We start from the raw sequence: 15650 nt of genomic DNA, 5'->3' as shown, positions 1-15650 counted from the left end.
GATGACCTCAGCAGGTACCGACACCGTCCACGACGTGATCATCGTCGGATCGGGTCCGGCGGGCTACACGGCAGCCGTCTACGCCGCCCGTGCAGATCTATCACCCGTTGTTTTCGAGGGCACCCAGTTCGGCGGTGCATTGATGACAACCACTGAGGTCGAGAACTTTCCTGGCTTCCAGAAGGGTATCCAGGGCCCAGAGCTCATGGAGGAGATGCGCGAGCAGGCGATTCGCTTCGGCGCAGACCTCCGCATGGAGGACGTCGACGCCGTGCGTCTGACCGGTGGGATCAAGGAGGTCGACGCCGGTGGTGAGACCTACCGCGCCAAGACCGTCATCCTCGCCATGGGTGCTGCCGCACGCTACCTCGACGTCCCCGGTGAGCAGGAACTGCTCGGCCGCGGTGTGTCGGCGTGTGCCACCTGTGACGGCTTCTTCTTCCGTGACCAGGACATCGTTGTGATCGGCGGTGGCGACTCCGCGATGGAGGAAGCCACCTTCCTCACCAAGTTCGCGCGTTCGGTGACCGTGATCCACCGCCGCGAGGAATTCCGGGCGTCGAAGATCATGCTCGAACGGGCCCGTGCGAACGACAAGATCCGGTTCGTCACCAACACCACGATCGGCCGGGTTCTCGGCGAGACGTCGGTCACCGGCCTGGAGCTGGTCAACACCCTCACCGGTGAGACCTCGCAGATCGACGCCACCGGCATGTTCGTCGCCATCGGCCACGATCCGCGCAGCGATCTGATCAAGGGACAGGTCAACCTCGACACCGACGGATACGTCCTGGTCGACGGTCGGACGACCTACACCTCGGTCCCCGGCGTCTTTGCGGCCGGCGATCTGGTCGACCACACCTACCAGCAGGCCATCACGGCGGCCGGTTCGGGCTGCGCCGCGGCGATCGACGCCGAGCGATGGCTCGCCGACCAGGCGGATGCCCCGTCCCACGAGGTTCCCGAAGCCGTCGGGGCCCAGGCCTGACCACCCACCACCTCACCATCCCGTTCATGCGAACGGACCAACGCACGTGTGAAAAGGAGAACACAATGGGAGCAAACACCGTGGCCGTCACCGATGCCACGTTCAAGGAACAGGTCCTCGGGGCAGACAAGCCCGTCCTCGTCGATTTCTGGGCCACCTGGTGCGGGCCGTGCAAGATGGTCGCACCGGTTCTGGAGGAAATCGCCGGCGAGAACTCCGCCAAGATCACCGTCGCCAAGGTCGACGTCGACCAGAATCCCAACGTGGCCAGGGATTTTCAGATCATGTCGATCCCGACGATGATCCTTTTCGAAGACGGTAAGCCCACCAAGACCATCGTCGGCGCAAAGGGCAAGGCTGCCCTCCTGCGCGAACTCGACGGGGTCCTCGGCAAGTAAGATTGCGCCCTTGGGCGATCACGGCCAGGCATCAGTACTGTGACCTCAAAGGTCCCAGACTGATGCCTGGCCGTATTGGCTCTGTCGGGGGATAGCTGAGACACTTGCTAGCGAGTTGGGGAGTCCCGACTCATCGTGATGCGCATATTGCTACAAGGAAGGCCACTGTGATGCCGTTGTTCCGGTTGGGGGATCACGGTTCCGCGGTCGCCGAAATTCGGGCAATCCTGACAAATCAGGGCCTACTTGCAGACGTGGTGCCCCAGTTGGGCCGCGTGGTCGACACCAACGGCTGGGCATTGCCCGAAGCCGTCTTCGACGCCGAGACCGACCAGGCCGTTCGCGCCTTCCAGCAACGACGTGGACTGCTTGTCGACGGCATCGTCGGCCCGGCCACGTTCGGTGCGCTCCACGAGGCCTCCTACCACCTCGGTGCGCGTGTGCTGTTCTACCAACTGTCTGCTCCCATGCACGGCGACGATGTGGCAACGCTGCAATCGCGGCTACAGAACCTCGGTTACTACACCGGTCTCGTCGACGGTCATTTCGGCGGCGACACCTACACCGCCCTCTGCAACTACCAGAGCGAGTTCGGCCTGAGCGCCGACGGCATCTGTGGGCCCGCGACCCTGCGGTCACTGGAGTTGCTCGGAACCCGTGTCACCGGCGGTTCGCCGCACGCGATCCGCGAAGAGGAGCACGTTCGCCGGCTCGGACCGCAACTGTCCGGCAAGCGCATCGTGATCGATCCGGGTTCCGGCGGCGGCCATCCCGGCGCCGACCCGCGGGAGTCTGCCATCGAGGCCGAGATTCTCTGGGATCTCGCACGCCGCCTCGAGGGCCGGATGATCGCGGCCGGCATGGAAACATTCTTGTCCCGCGCCGAGGATCAAGACCCCTCGGACAAAGAGCGCGCCGAGACCGCGAATTCCATTGGCGGAGACCTACTGATCGCGCTGCGCTGCGCTCACTACCCGAACAGCCGCGCCAGTGGTGTGGCCTCATTCCACTTCGGCACCCCGCACGGATCGACGTCGATGATCGGGCGTTCGCTGTCCGGCTTCATCCAGCGCGAGATCGTCGCGAGAACTGAACTACGCGACTGTCGTTCGCACGAACGCACCTGGGATATCCTGCGGCGCAGCCGAATGCCCGCAGTCCAGTTGGACGTCGGCTACATCAGCAATCTCCACGACGCCACCGAGCTGAGCAATCCGGCGGTCCGTGACACCATCGCCGAGGCGATTCTTGTTGCGGTCAAACGCCTGTACCTACTCGGGCAGGACGATCAGCCCACCGGCACCTACACGTTCGCCGCGTTGCTCGCATCGGAGCAGATTCGTCGCTAGTCCGACCTTGCCCGGTCGATTCGGACTGACATCAACAGCACCAAGATCGCCGTACTCTGAAAGACCGCTCCGATTCCCACGATGATCATGCCCTGACAGGTTCACTGTCAGGGCATGATCGTTGTGCGGCGTCCAACGGTCACCGCGGTGCGTTCACGCCCCGCCACGTCGATGGCCGCCATCACAACCAACTTCTCGAGCGCACTCTCGACGCCGGCCTTCCAGCCCAGATCTTCGTCGAGCTCGAGTCGCAAGCGGGGGAAGCGGTGGTGGGCCGACACCACGTCGAACCCTGATTCTTTGAGGAACTCCGCGTCGATCATGCAGCGCGGGCAAATGGTCTCGTCGCCCTGGATCTCGCCGGTGCCCTGTTCGGAGTCCAGGTCCGCGCGCTCGGACCGCACGATCCCGAATGCCTCGATGGCCCGGACGCCGCGTCGGGTGAGGTCGACGATGACGGCTCGCGCGAGATCCTCGGCGGCATTGTCGTGACCGGGGTCCACCCACATCGACGAGAGGATGACCGCGTCGGCCGACACCGGGGACGTGGGGAAAAGTGCCGAACGGGGGACGCTGCGCGGGGGACCGTAGAACGCGGCACCCACCACCTTGCCGGTCTTCCGGCTGACCGCCATCTGTCCGCAGGTTCCCCATTCGAGCAGGATCATCGAGACCCAGACTTCTTTGTCGAACTCGCTCTCGAAGGGTTCTCCGCCCAGAGTGTCAGGGATGACGTTGGGTTCCATCTCCCAGAACACACAGCGCCGACCGTGTACGGGTAGCGACTCGAACCCGTCCATGGTGAGCGGCGTTATCGTTACCGACACGGACCCGCCGCCTCCTGAAGACACCTCATTGGACCAAATACTACGAAGAACACATCTCAGCATAGGCGATGACGGAACACCGCCTCAGATGAGCGAGGGTGAACGCCAATTCTGTTGTGAGAAAACATCTTTGGGTCATTTCATGATCTGATTTCCCAGTTGTTGTCACTGTGACGTATCACCCGCACCCACCAGTACCTGAAATTTCGTGGCTCGAATTCTACTTTTGCGCGATGATCTCAACGAGTCGTTCGAGGTCGCCTACGGACCCGAACTCGACCGTGATCTTGCCCTTGCGCTTGCCCATCGCGACGGTCACCCGGGTGTCGAGCTTGTCCGAGAGTCGCTCGGCCACGTCTTGGAGGCCCGGCATCTGCATCGGCTTCCGCTTCTGGGTCGGGGGAGCCGTCTTGCCGTCACCACGGTTGGCCAATGTGACGGCCTCTTCGGTGGCGCGCACCGACATACCCTCGGCCACGATCCGCGCGGCCAGGACCTCCTGCGCATCCGCGCCCGCCTCGAGCGACAGCAGTGCTCGCGCGTGTCCGGCCGACAGCACGCCGGCCGCCACGCGCCGCTGGACCGGAATCGGCAGGCGCAGGAGACGGATCATGTTCGTGATCACCGGCCGTGAACGACCCAGCCGGGTGGCCAGTTCATCGTGGGTGACACCGAACTCTTCGAGCAGCTGTTGGTACGCAGCCGCCTCTTCCAACGGGTTCAGCTGTACGCGGTGGATGTTCTCCAGCAGCGCGTCGCGGAGCATCGCGGCATCGGCGGTCTCCCGGATGATCGCCGGGATCTTCTCCAGGCCGGCTTCCTGGCTCGCCCGCCAGCGGCGCTCGCCCATGACGAGTTGGAACTCGATACCGTCTTCAGGCTCGGCCAGACGCCGCACGACGATCGGCTGCATGAGCCCGAACTCGCGGATCGAGTGCACGAGTTCGGCCAGTGCCTCTTCGTCAAAAGCGGTCCGCGGCTGCTGCGGGTTCGGCTGAATACGCCAGGGTTCGATCTCCTGGTACACCGCGCCGACGTCGTCGATCTCATCCGGATCCGTGATGGACGGCGGAGTCGGGACCGGCGCGCTCGCGGTATTCGACGCCGTCGGGTTCCCGTTCTCGGCGCTGCTGGCGCCGCCGGAACCCGCGTTGCTACCAGCGCTGGTTCCGGGGTTGACCGGCGCGGTGCGTCCGTTCCCGAACATCACGTCGGTGGCAGCCGAACCCATCTTCGGTCCGTCCACGGGCCCGGTGGGGATCAGTGCGGCAAGCCCACGTCCGAGCCCACCCTTGCGTTGTCCACCCTTGCCCGGCTTCGTTGCGCCGGGTGCTTTCGCAGGGTTCTTGTCGTCGGTCACCGCCGGCCCTCCACCTCTTGTACGGAACGCAACGCCAGTTCGCGTCCGGCGTCCAGGTAACTCATTGCTCCACGTGAACCCGGGTCGTACTCGATGATCGTGCTTCCGTATCCGGGGGCCTCAGAGACCTTCACGCTGCGCGGAATGATCGCGTTGAGCACTCGGTCACCGAAGTGCTCCCGGACGCTCTCAGCGACCTGATCCGCGAGCTTGGTGCGCCCGTCGTACATCGTGAGGACAACGGTCGACACGTGCAGCGCCGGGTTCAGGTGCGCCTGCACCAGATTGATATTGGAGAGCAACTGGCTCACGCCCTCGAGTGCGTAGTACTCGCACTGGATCGGGATCAGCACCTCTTGGGCAGCGACCATCGCATTGATCGTCAGCAATCCCAGTGACGGCGGGCAGTCGATGAGAACGAAGTCGAAGTCGTACCGTTCGAGCGTCTCCCGGTCGAGTGCGTTCCGGAGGCGATTCTCTCGCGCCACCATCGATACCAACTCGATCTCGGCACCAGCCAGATCCAGGGTTGCCGGGACACAGTACAAGTTCTCATAGCTGGTGCTCTGGACGATCGTGTCGGCGAAGTCGACCTCACCGATCAGGAGCTCGTACACCGACGGGATACCGGATCGGTGATCGATGCCGAGAGCGGTACTCGCGTTGCCCTGAGGATCGAGATCGATCACCAGAACCCGGAGTTGGTGCACCGCCAATGCCGCCGCCAAGTTGACGGCCGTGGTGGTCTTGCCCACCCCGCCCTTCTGATTCGCGATCGTGATGATCCGGGTGTGTGGCGGGCGGGGGAGTGAACCCGGCCCTCCCGGTGTCAGCACCTGGCTGGCACGTTCCGCCGCAGCGGCGATCGGGGTGTCGTGGTGTTGTTGTGGTCTGGCCTCATATCCGGTGGTTTCACGTGGAACAGTTTCACGTGAAACATGCGGTTCATTGGACACGCTTTGGCTCCTTCGGCTACGCCTACCGAACATTCTGCGCTCTGTCACCGACGACCACCAATTCGAGTGGCGACGACAACCGTTGTGGGTCTCTCGAGTATCCCAGCCCCGGTGGTCTCCACGTGAACGTTGGACAGTCCGATCCGCCCGAGTGTCCCGAGATGCTGCTCGATCTCATCTGCTGCGGATGATCCTTTGACCGCGACGAGCCGGCCGCCGGGGCGGAGCAGGGGAACGCACCACTTGGCCAACCGGTCCAGAGGAGCGACCGCTCGGGACGTGACAACGTCCGCTCCTCCGACGATCTTTTTGACCGTCTTCTCCTCCGCGCGGCCTCGAACCACCCGGACATCGAGTTCGAGTTCGGCGACCACTTCTTCGAGAAATGTCGCGCGCCGCAAGAGGGGTTCGACCAGAGTCATCCGGACGGTCGGTTTCGCGATCGCCACGGCGAGCCCCGGAAGGCCCGCACCACTCCCGACGTCAACCACATTCTCGCCGTCGGACATGAGGTCACCGATCACGGCACAATTCAACACGTGACGTATCCAAAGGCGGTCCACTTCCCGTGGTCCGATCAGGCCGCGCTCGACTCCCGCGCCCGCCAGACTCGACCAATATCGCTCGGCCAATCCAAACCGTTCGCCGAACACCGCCCGTGCGGCGGCCAGTGTTTTCTCACCCTCAGGACCATCAAACTCAGTAGACAAACAAGATCCTCCGTTTCACGTGAAACATCACCGCGTTCTGGTGGCTGCACCAGAACGCGGACAAGCAAACTACATCCATGTAACTATGCCCCGACAACGCAATGGGCCCCGGCGAAAACGCCGGGGCCCATTGACGTCGAATACTGAAGATCAGGACTTGAGCACTACAACACGGCGGTTGGGTTCCGTGCCTTCACTCTCGGAATACACACCCTCAACCCCGGCCACAGCGTCGTGGACGATCTTGCGCTCGAACGGTGACATCGGGTCGAGGGTCTCACGTTCGCCGCTTTCGAGAACGCGCTCGGCGACCTCGGTACCCAACTTCGCCAGACGCTCCCGACGATCCGCACGCCACCGGGCGACGTCCAGCATCAGCCGACTGCGATCGCCGGTCGTGCGCTGCACCGCGAGGCGGGTCAGCTCCTGCAGGGCATCGAGAACCTCACCGTTCTTGCCGACGAGCTTCACGAGATCGGAACCACCATCGATGCTGACGATCGCACGATCGCCGTCCACATCGAGATCGATGTCTCCGTCGAAGTCGAGTACGTCGAGCAACTGCTCCAGGTAGTCGCCGGCGATTTCGCCTTCCTCTACCAGGCGCTCCTCGTCAGACAACTCCGGCTCGTCGGATACCGATTCCTCTGCAACGGTGTCCGCCGCAGCAACCTCGTCGTTCACTTCCTCGACAGCGACTTCTTTTGTCTCTGCACTCATCGCACTACCTCGCTTTGTACTCTTCTTGGGAACTGACCGCGCATCGTGTCAGCGCCTTCTCTTACGTTTCTGTGGCGTACCGCTCGGACGCCTACCGCCGGACTTCTTCGCATTGTTCGCAGTGGGAGAGCCGGCGGGCCTGGTCTTGTCCGGCGTCTTCGTGACAGGAGACTCCTGCGCCACGGTCTTGTCATCCGTCACGGACTCGTCTGCTGCGGTGTCATCCGCTGTCGTCGCATCACCGTCTGCGTCCGAAGAACCCTTGGACAGATCAACGGAATCGGCCTTGCTCGTGGCGACTGTCTTGCCCTTGGCAACCGGCTTGGCACCGGGCTTCGGCTTGGCGGACACGGCAGGCTTGGCACCGGGCTTGGGTGCGTTCTGCGACCGCTTCTCCAGCTTGGCAGCCTTCTCTTCTTCTTCTTCTTTCTCGATACGACCGAAGACGAGGTGCTGCTGTCCGTAGGTCCAGAGGTTGTTCGAAACCCAGTACATGAGGATCGCGACCGGGAAGAACGCACCGGAGACCAGAATGCCCAGCGGGAAAACATAGAGCGCGAGATTGTTCATGATCCGCGTCTGCGGATTCTCCAGCGCCGCTTCGCTCTGACGTGCCACAGAGGCCCGAGAGTTCATGTGCGTCGCGATGGACGAGACGATCACCAGCGGGATCACCAACATGATGATGTTCGCGCGGGTGAAGTCAACAACACCGTCGGCGCTGAACGCCACCCATTCGGTTTCGGGCTGACTGATGGCCGCCGACAGGGGGACACCGAACAGACGCGCATCGAGGAAGTTCTGGACAAGCTCCGGACTGAAGATGTAGTTGGCGGTATTACGGGTCTCTTCGGCGGTCATGCCGAGCTGACCGAAACCGGTGCCCATCCGGTTGAACGAGCGCAACACGTGGAACAGACCGATGAACACCGGGATCTGGGCCAGCATCGGGAGACAGCCGAGCAGGGGATTGAACCCATGCTCCTTCTGAAGCTTCTGCATCTCCTCGGTCATCTTGACCCGGTCTTTGCCGTACTTCTTGCGGATCGCCTGCATCTGCGGCTGGATCTCTTGCATCTTCCGCGTGGTGCGGATCTGCTTCACGAACGGCTTGTACAGGATGGCGCGCAGGGTGAAGACCAGGAAGATGACCGACAGCGACCAGGCAATACCGTCCCAGCCCGGGGTGTCCGGCATGATCTGGCTGAACAGCCAGTGCCACACCCACATGATCGCCGAAACCGGCCAGTAAATGAAATCTAGCACGTCGTCAGTTCCTCACTGTTACAACACGATTCGGCTCTGCAGCCGAGGAAGATCGGTCCAGAACCCACTCGTTGCCCGATTTCGCATCATCATCGGGTTCGGCTTCGGGCCGCCGGCGGCGTTCCGGGATCGGGTCGTAGCCCGGTTTGTGCCAGGGTCCACATTTCGCAAGTCGCACGACGGACAGCAACCCACCTCGGACGAATCCGAACTCGGTCAGTGCCTCGACGGCGTAGGTACTACAACTCGGTTCAAAACGGCAGGTCGGCAGGCGCATGGGGGAGACCCACGTCCGGTACAGCTCGATCAAGAAGATGACAGCACGGCGCGGCCACATCGTCACCGAGTGACGAAGATCCGCAACCGCGCTCATCACGCGGTCGATTCGATGCGGCGTTGCGCCTTACTCACTGCACCCACAAGTTGCTGCTCCAACTCCGGTTCCGAACAGGTGGCACTTCCGGGCAACGCTCGGACCACCACCATCGTGCTCGGATCGCAATCGGCCAGCAACAACTGAGAGGCCGCACGCAACCGGCGTGACACCGCATGACGGGTCACGGAATTGCCCACCGACTTACCCACGATCAATCCGATCCGTGGTCCGCCGGTGGTGACAAGATCCGGGTGCGACGGCCTGAAAACATGCGCAACCACATCACGCCGACCAACCCGCACCCCATTTTTCAGAGTGCGGGTGAAGTCCGATCGCCGGGTGATCCGGTGCGGTGGAGCCAACACGAGTTGCTGCGGCCTGCGGTTACCGCGGCCGACTCAGGCCGTCAGGCTCGAGCGTCCCTTGCCACGACGAGCATTGACGATCGCGCGTCCGGCGCGAGTACGCATACGCAGCCGGAAGCCATGCACACGTGCGCGACGACGGTTGTTGGGTTGGAAAGTCCGCTTGCCCTTGGCCACGGCCAAATCTCCTCATGGTGATGGGCTCGCTTACACAGTTGAGCCCAGCTTGTTTAATCGGTGGTCTGTTCGCTACCTCGAAGCATCAGACGGGTGAGCAACCTTAGAACGGGTTTGCTCACCGCAGCCGGAATCGACGTTTGGCGACTGTTCGAGCTTACGGACCGGGCGCGGGCGGGTCAAACTGCCTCGATCACGCCGAACCGCCCGCGACCTGCGATATCGTTCGACGACACGCCTGAGGGGCCTGGATTCTTGCCTTTACCTGCGGCATGTGGTTTTCGGTTGTGACGCTGCACCATTCTCTGTTAACTTCACCAAAGCTATCCACCCGGGGCGGAATCGCGATACCCATCTGGGGTTCGCTGTTGTCTCTGTAGTTGCTCCACACCTGTGGATAACGGTGTGGACAATTGGTGACGAACCCACCAGGAGGGATGACCATGCCAGCCGATTCCGATCACGATTCTTTCACAGTGATCTGGAACAAAGTCGTTTCCGAGCTCAACGATGACAGCACCGGAAACCGGCTCCCACTCTCCAAACAACAGAAGGCCTGGCTCTCCCTCGTCCGCCCCTTGACGCTTGCCGAGGGGTTCGCCCTTCTGACCGTCCCCACCCAGCGTGTCCAAGAACAGATCGAACGCGGCCTGCGCGAACCGATCGTCACCGCGCTGAGCCGGCATCTGGGTTACTCGGTCGATCTGGGTGTCCGGATCGATCCGATAGCTGCCGCCGACACACTCTTTGATCCGTACTCCGCCGCCCCGGCCAAACCCGAGCGCTCCGGAAACGGACAGGCCCCGGCCGGGCAGGCCCCCGCCGGTGCGGGACAAGCCGGTCCCGCACCGGTGTCGCCGGATCCGGCCGGGGCCGGATCCGGCCGCCCCGACGAGGTTGACGGCCGCTACCTCAATTCCGCGCCTCCGCTTCCTCCCGAGACATTCGCGTCGCGCGATCGCGATCTCGGACGGACGGGAGCGGCGGAATGGTCAGGCTACTTCTCCGCGGAGTCGTCCTCGAAGTCCGAATCCAGTGGCGACTCCAGCCTCAACTCGAAGTACACGTTCGACACCTTCGTCATCGGTGCCTCGAACCGCTTCGCCCACGCCGCCGCCGTGGCCATCGCCGAGGCGCCGGCGCGCGCATACAATCCGCTGTTCATCTGGGGTGAATCGGGGCTCGGCAAGACTCATCTCCTCCACGCCGCGGGCCACTACGCACAGCGCCTCTTCCCGGGGATGCGGGTGAAGTACGTCTCGACCGAAGAGTTCACCAACGACTTCATCAACTCACTTCGTGACGACCGCCGGGTGGCATTCAAGCGCCGGTACCGCGACATGGACGTACTCCTCGTCGACGACATCCAGTTCCTGGAAGGCAAAGAAGGTATCCAGGAAGAGTTCTTCCACACCTTCAACACCCTCCACAACGCGAACAAGCAGATCGTCGTCTCGTCGGACCGGCCGCCCAAACAGCTCGCAACGCTCGAAGATCGGCTCCGAACCCGTTTCGAATGGGGTCTGATCACCGACGTCCAGCCGCCCGAGCTCGAGACCCGTATCGCCATCCTGCGCAAGAAGGCACAGATGGATCAGATCCGGGTACCCGACGACGTACTCGAGTTGATCGCCTCCAAGATCGAACGAAACATCCGTGAACTCGAGGGTGCCCTCATCCGCGTGACGGCGTTCGCCTCCCTGAACCACTCGGAACTCGACACCGGTCTGGCCGACGTCGTGCTGCAGGCCTTGCTGCCCGACTCGGCGAGCCTGGAGATCACCGCCGCGACCATCCTCGCCGTCAACGCCGAGTACTTCGACATCAGCATCGAAGAGCTCCGTGGTCCCGGTAAGACCCGGTCTATCGCTCAGGCCCGCCAGATCGCCATGTACCTCTGTCGTGAGCTCACGGACCTCTCGTTGCCGAAGATCGGTGAGACCTTCGACCGGGACCACACCACAGTGATGTACGCCGACAAGAAGATCCGTAAGGAAATGGCCGAACGCCGCAGGGTGTACGACCAGGTGCAGGAACTGACCGCACGCATCAAACAGCGTTCGCGTCGCTGACCGGAGCACTACCGACAGACCCCGCAGCGGACGGCCCACAAGGGTCGTCCGCCGCCTTGTCATATCCGCCGGAGAACGGTGCCTCATCGAGGTCTCCGAAGTCCGGTCGGTTCCCTCAAATCGCCCTACCCTCAACCTTCACTGGAGGTTATTCGGAGCGGTTGGTCACACGGTTCGCCGACCGCCACACCACCCTCAGCCTGTGTACAACTCCGTGGATAACTTCGATTTTCTGTGGATAAACAGTGGACCTTTCCGCAAACTCCAAGGACTGTTCACATGCCGGTCACGTTCGTCAACGAACCACCAAGAATTCGCTACCAACCCCTCGGCGGTCCCAACCTGGCGAATTCGGCACCTGTCCACAAATTCACAGTGCCTACTACCACTAAGAATTTCTCTATCAACAAATCTCTTCAAAAGAAGGGGTGTGCACAACGTTGGTCCACACACCCCACCCGGCGATCGATCGTCCGATCTCACTGAGCACCCCCATCGGCACCGAATACTTGGGATCCGCTTTAGAGTGGAGACCCTGACGCCTGTGCTCGCGGGATGTTTGCGTTCGCAGGCAACCTGTTGCGCATCGGAAAGTTCAATCAACGAAGGGCAAGCTGGAGACTATGAAGTTTCGGGTGACTCGTGACGAGTTTGCAGATTCGGTCGCGTGGGTTGCGCGCAGTCTGCCCAGCCGACCGCCGGTACCGGTGCTCGGTGGTGTCCTGCTGACGGTGACCGATTCGGGATTGTCGGTGTCCGGCTTCGATTTCGAGGTCTCGGCACAGGTCAACGTCTCTGCGGAGGTCGCCGATGAAGGTCAGGTCCTGGTGTCGGGCAAATTGCTCGCCGACATCACGCGCGCCTTGCCTGCCAAGCCGGTCGACGTCCAGCTCGACGGCACCCGCGTCGCGATCGTCTGCGGCAGTGCCAAGTTCTCGCTGCCCACGATGCCCGTCGAGGACTACCCACAGCTCCCGGACGTCCCGGACAACACCGGATCGATCCCGGCCGATGTCTTCTCCGAGGCCATCACCCAGGTCGCGATCGCAGCCGGCCGCGATGACACCCTGCCGATGCTCACCGGAATCCGGCTCGAGATCGACGGCACCACCGTCGTCCTGGCCGCCACCGACCGCTTCCGGTTGGCAGTTCGCGAACTCACCTGGACACCCGAGGTCGCTGACACGACCGCTGCGGTCCTGGTCCCGGCAAAGACGTTGTCCGAAGCTGCCAAGACCGCGGGCGCCGACGGAAACTCGGCCGTCGGACTGGCATTCGGCTCCGGCGGAAGCATCGGCGCGGACGGACTGCTGGGCATCGTCGGATCGGGTCGTCGCACCACCACTCGTCTCCTCGATGCCGAGTTCCCGAAGTTCCGGCAGCTGCTGCCGGCAACGCACACATCGGTTGCCTCCATCGAGATCGCACCGCTGACCGAGGCCATCAAACGCGTGGCACTGGTCGCCGAACGCGGCGCCCAGGTACGTCTGGAGTTCGGTGAGGATTCCGTGCTGCTGACCGCAGGTGGCGATGATGCGGGCCGCGCCGAGGAGCAGGTCGACGTGAAGTACTACGGTGAGCCGCTCACCATCGCGTTCAATCCGCAGTACCTGCTGGACGGGTTGACCTCGCTGCATTCGACGTCCGTCGACTTCGGGTTCACCACGCCGGCCCGGCCCGCCGTCCTGCGTCCGGGTAACGAGAACGAACCGACTCCGGACGGCAACGGCGCCTACGCAGCGCCCAACAGCGAATACACCTACCTCCTGATGCCGGTGCGTCTGCCCGGCTGACCTGATTGCCGATCCCGGGTACTCCGGCCGCGAAACCGCGCGTACTTCACCAGCCTGGATCAGAATGATGGAGGCGCGCAGAGTCCGGTGACGATGGGCGTCGATCCGACCGAGATAATCCGCGAGTACCGAAACAGGCAGAGGACAGGGCACCATGCAGATGGGTTTGGTAGGACTGGGCAAGATGGGTGGCTTCATGCGCACCCGCATCAAGGACGCCGGCATCGAGGTCGTGGGCTACGATCCGCGACCGGAAGTCACCGACGTGTCGTCGCTGGCCGAACTCACCAGTGCCCTCGATGCACCCCGGATCGTGTGGGTGATGGTCCCGTCGGGTGAACCGACACGTTCGACGGTGCGCACCCTCGCCGAGACCCTGTCGCCCGGTGATCTGGTCATCGACGGCGGAAACTCCAAGTACACCGACGATGCCGTGAACGCAGAACTGTTGGCGGCCAAGGGAATCAAGTACATCGACTGTGGTGTGTCCGGTGGTGTCTGGGGTCTGGAGAACGGCTACGGGCTGATGTGTGGCGGTTCGAAAGAAGACGTCGACCGCGCGATGCCCATCTTCGATGCGCTGCGTCCGCCCGGTGAACGGGCCGATGGATTCGTCCACGCCGGCCAGGTCGGAGCCGGTCACTACGCCAAGATGGTCCACAACGGCATCGAATACGGATTGATGCACGCCTACGGTGAGGGCTACGAGATCCTCGATGCCGAGCCGCTGATCGAAGACGTCACCGGCACCCTGCGGGCCTGGACCAACGGAACCGTTGTTCGGTCCTGGCTGCTGGAATTGCTGGTACAGGCCCTCCAGGAGGATCCGGGGCTTGCCGAGATCTCGGACTACACAACAGATTCCGGTGAAGGTCGCTGGACGGTGGAAGAAGCCATCCGGCATTCGGTGCCGGCGAACGTCATCTCCGCGGCGCTGTTCGCCCGGTTCGCCTCCCGCCAAGAAGGCGGCTCACCCGCACTCAAAGCGGTGTCCGCACTCCGTCAGCAGTTCGGTGGGCACTCGGTGGTCCCGAAGTCGACCGAATGACCGGGAGTTGATCCGACGAGGTGTATGTCCGCAACCTGAGCCTGCAAGATTTCCGTTCCTGGGAGCATGTGTCGATCGAATTGACAACCGGCACAACGCTTTTTGTGGGGCGGAACGGTTTCGGTAAGACGAATCTGCTCGAAGCGCTGTACTACCTGTCCGGTTTGCGATCGCATCGCGTCAGTACGGATCAGCCTTTGATCAGATCGGGCGCCGAGCAGGCGAAGTTGTCGGCGACCGTCGAGAACGACGGCCGCGAGCTCACCGTGGATCTGCTGATCGCGGCGTCCAAGGCCAACAAGGTTGCGATCAACGGTGCCCCGCGTCGGCGACCGCGCGACATCCTGGGGATCCTGCGGACAGTGATGTTTGCCCCCGAAGACCTGTCACTGGTCCGCGGGGACCCGGGAGAACGCCGGCGATTCGCCGATGAACTGATCGCCGGACGAGGACCGCGATGGGCGGCTGCCAAGGCGGACTACGACCGCGTCCTGCGGCAACGAGCAGCCCTCCTCAAGACGGCGGCGGCGGCACTGCGGCGCGGCGGCGGTGACGCCGACTCGGTGATCAGTACGCTCGATGTCTGGGATGGCCAACTGGCTGATTACGGTGCGCAGGTCACCGCGGCCCGGATCGATCTTGTGTCGGAGCTCGAACCCCATGTCCGCCAGGCATATTCGACCATCGCGCCGCAATCCCGTCCGGCCTCGATGCACTATCGTTCGTCGGTGTCGGAGAACGTCGTCCCTGCGGACGGTGAGAAGGCTGACGTCGAATACATCGAAGCATTGATGCTCAATGATCTGTCGGTGTTGCGTAAGAAGGAAATCGAGCGAGGCGTGTGCCTCGTCGGGCCGCACCGCGACGACATCGAACTGATGCTGGGCAACGAACCCGCGAAGGGCTTCGCCAGTCACGGAGAGTCGTGGTCGATGGCGTTGTCGCTGCGGCTGGGTTCGGTGGGACTCGCCCGCGCCGACGGGGTGGAACCGGTCCTCATGCTCGACGACGTGTTCGCCGAACTCGACGTGTTACGCCGGGAGAAGTTGGCCGAGGTGGCCGCCGGCGCCGAACAGGTGTTGATCACCGCGGCGGTTGCCGACGACATCCCGGCGCAGATCGGTGGCCGCACCGTCGGGATCAATATCATCGAAGCCGACGGCGTCAGAACCTCGGAATTGGTGGTGCAGCAATGACCGACAACGAGCCTGATCGCCCGGGCGGGGGTGCCGACACGCCGCGGAG

The 15650-nt window shown here is 63.0% G+C and carries 16 protein-coding genes; 7 read left to right on the top strand and 9 right to left on the bottom strand.

Annotation, left to right across the window (positions count from 1 at the left end; translation table 11 throughout):
* The first annotated feature begins 1 nt into the window (after window position 1).
* The 3 genes from trxB to VIQ49_RS15155 all read left to right on the top strand — a co-directional run bounded on the left by trxB (window position 2) and on the right by VIQ49_RS15155 (window position 2735).
* A complete protein-coding gene (gene trxB / locus VIQ49_RS15165; protein ID WP_331886014.1) occupies window positions 2-988 on the top strand; it encodes a thioredoxin-disulfide reductase in 987 nt (328 codons plus the stop codon).
* Window positions 989-1053: 65 nt separating this feature from the next.
* On the top strand, window positions 1054-1386 hold the full coding sequence (gene trxA / locus VIQ49_RS15160; RefSeq protein ID WP_331886012.1) for a thioredoxin: 333 nt from the start codon (window positions 1054-1056) through the stop codon (window positions 1384-1386).
* A gap of 170 nt (window positions 1387-1556) precedes the next feature.
* A complete protein-coding gene (locus tag VIQ49_RS15155; protein ID WP_331886010.1) occupies window positions 1557-2735 on the top strand; it encodes an N-acetylmuramoyl-L-alanine amidase in 1179 nt (392 codons plus the stop codon).
* A 107-nt stretch (window positions 2736-2842) separates the two neighbouring features.
* Here VIQ49_RS15155 and VIQ49_RS15150 read toward each other — a convergent pair whose 3' ends face one another.
* The 9 genes from VIQ49_RS15150 to rpmH form a co-directional block, all read right to left on the bottom strand.
* Complete coding sequence (locus tag VIQ49_RS15150) at window positions 2843-3562, bottom strand: hypothetical protein (RefSeq protein WP_331886008.1); 720 nt, start codon at window positions 3560-3562, stop codon at window positions 2843-2845.
* 220 nt (window positions 3563-3782) lie between these two features.
* Entirely contained in the window at window positions 3783-4922 is a 1140-nt protein-coding gene (locus VIQ49_RS15145; protein WP_331886006.1) for a ParB/RepB/Spo0J family partition protein, read from the bottom strand.
* Window positions 4919-5911 carry a ParA family protein gene (locus VIQ49_RS15140; RefSeq protein WP_331886052.1) on the bottom strand — a complete coding sequence of 331 codons (993 nt, stop codon included), beginning with the start codon at window positions 5909-5911 and terminating at the stop codon, window positions 4919-4921. The genes VIQ49_RS15145 and VIQ49_RS15140 overlap by 4 nt, the downstream gene beginning before the upstream one ends.
* An 11-nt stretch (window positions 5912-5922) precedes the next feature.
* On the bottom strand, window positions 5923-6588 hold the full coding sequence (gene rsmG / locus VIQ49_RS15135; protein WP_331886004.1) for a 16S rRNA (guanine(527)-N(7))-methyltransferase RsmG: 666 nt from the start codon (window positions 6586-6588) through the stop codon (window positions 5923-5925).
* Between the two features lie 150 nt (window positions 6589-6738).
* The gene (locus VIQ49_RS15130) at window positions 6739-7308 is read right to left on the bottom strand and encodes a protein jag (RefSeq protein ID WP_331886002.1); all 570 of its coding nucleotides are present in this window, start codon (window positions 7306-7308) and stop codon (window positions 6739-6741) included.
* A 48-nt stretch (window positions 7309-7356) separates the two neighbouring features.
* Complete coding sequence (yidC, locus tag VIQ49_RS15125) at window positions 7357-8574, bottom strand: membrane protein insertase YidC (protein ID WP_331886000.1); 1218 nt, start codon at window positions 8572-8574, stop codon at window positions 7357-7359.
* 4 nt (window positions 8575-8578) lie between these two features.
* Window positions 8579-8947, bottom strand: coding sequence for a membrane protein insertion efficiency factor YidD (gene yidD, locus VIQ49_RS15120; protein WP_331885998.1), 369 nt, complete (start codon window positions 8945-8947; stop codon window positions 8579-8581).
* Window positions 8947-9252: a ribonuclease P protein component gene (gene rnpA / locus VIQ49_RS15115; RefSeq protein WP_414731642.1), complete on the bottom strand. Its 306-nt coding sequence runs from the start codon at window positions 9250-9252 to the stop codon at window positions 8947-8949. Before rnpA ends, yidD begins: the two co-directional genes overlap by 1 nt.
* 96 nt (window positions 9253-9348) lie before the next feature.
* Window positions 9349-9492: a 50S ribosomal protein L34 gene (gene rpmH, locus VIQ49_RS15110; protein WP_081631551.1), complete on the bottom strand. Its 144-nt coding sequence runs from the start codon at window positions 9490-9492 to the stop codon at window positions 9349-9351.
* Between the two features lie 443 nt (window positions 9493-9935).
* Here rpmH and dnaA point away from each other — a divergent pair, with 443 nt between their 5' ends.
* The 4 genes from dnaA (at window position 9936) to recF (ending at window position 15601) form a co-directional block, all read left to right on the top strand.
* Window positions 9936-11564 (top strand): chromosomal replication initiator protein DnaA, encoded by a 1629-nt coding sequence (gene dnaA, locus VIQ49_RS15105; protein ID WP_331885991.1) that lies wholly within the window; start codon window positions 9936-9938, stop codon window positions 11562-11564.
* A 623-nt stretch (window positions 11565-12187) separates the two neighbouring features.
* On the top strand, window positions 12188-13357 hold the full coding sequence (dnaN, locus tag VIQ49_RS15100) for a DNA polymerase III subunit beta (RefSeq protein WP_331885989.1): 1170 nt from the start codon (window positions 12188-12190) through the stop codon (window positions 13355-13357).
* A 154-nt stretch (window positions 13358-13511) separates the two neighbouring features.
* Window positions 13512-14405 (top strand): phosphogluconate dehydrogenase (NAD(+)-dependent, decarboxylating), encoded by an 894-nt coding sequence (gene gnd / locus VIQ49_RS15095; RefSeq protein WP_331885987.1) that lies wholly within the window; start codon window positions 13512-13514, stop codon window positions 14403-14405.
* A gap of 20 nt (window positions 14406-14425) precedes the next feature.
* Window positions 14426-15601, top strand: a complete 1176-nt coding sequence (gene recF, locus VIQ49_RS15090) for a DNA replication/repair protein RecF (RefSeq protein ID WP_331885985.1) — start codon at window positions 14426-14428, stop codon at window positions 15599-15601.
* The last annotated feature ends 49 nt before the right edge of the window (window positions 15602-15650 follow it).

Source organism: Williamsia sp. (genome assembly GCF_036566845.1).
Lineage (GTDB): Bacteria > Actinomycetota > Actinomycetes > Mycobacteriales > Mycobacteriaceae > Williamsia.
Note: the sequence above shows the minus strand (reverse complement) of the source record. Positions and strands in the feature narration are given on the sequence as shown.

Excerpts from the sequence above, each read along its gene's own strand:
- VIQ49_RS15155 (WP_331886010.1), top strand. The coding sequence starts at position 1,557 with ATGCCGTTGTTCCGGTTGGGGGATCACGGTTCCGCGGTCGCCGAAATT.
- dnaA (WP_331885991.1), top strand. The coding sequence starts at position 9,936 with ATGCCAGCCGATTCCGATCACGATTCTTTCACAGTGATCTGGAACAAA.
- trxB (WP_331886014.1), top strand. The coding sequence starts at position 2 with ATGACCTCAGCAGGTACCGACACCGTCCACGACGTGATCATCGTCGGA.
- yidD (WP_331885998.1), bottom strand. The coding sequence starts at position 8,947 with ATGAGCGCGGTTGCGGATCTTCGTCACTCGGTGACGATGTGGCCGCGC.
- dnaN (WP_331885989.1), top strand. The coding sequence starts at position 12,188 with ATGAAGTTTCGGGTGACTCGTGACGAGTTTGCAGATTCGGTCGCGTGG.
- trxA (WP_331886012.1), top strand. The coding sequence starts at position 1,054 with ATGGGAGCAAACACCGTGGCCGTCACCGATGCCACGTTCAAGGAACAG.
- VIQ49_RS15140 (WP_331886052.1), bottom strand. The coding sequence starts at position 5,911 with ATGTTCGGTAGGCGTAGCCGAAGGAGCCAAAGCGTGTCCAATGAACCG.
- gnd (WP_331885987.1), top strand. The coding sequence starts at position 13,512 with ATGCAGATGGGTTTGGTAGGACTGGGCAAGATGGGTGGCTTCATGCGC.
- VIQ49_RS15130 (WP_331886002.1), bottom strand. The coding sequence starts at position 7,308 with ATGAGTGCAGAGACAAAAGAAGTCGCTGTCGAGGAAGTGAACGACGAG.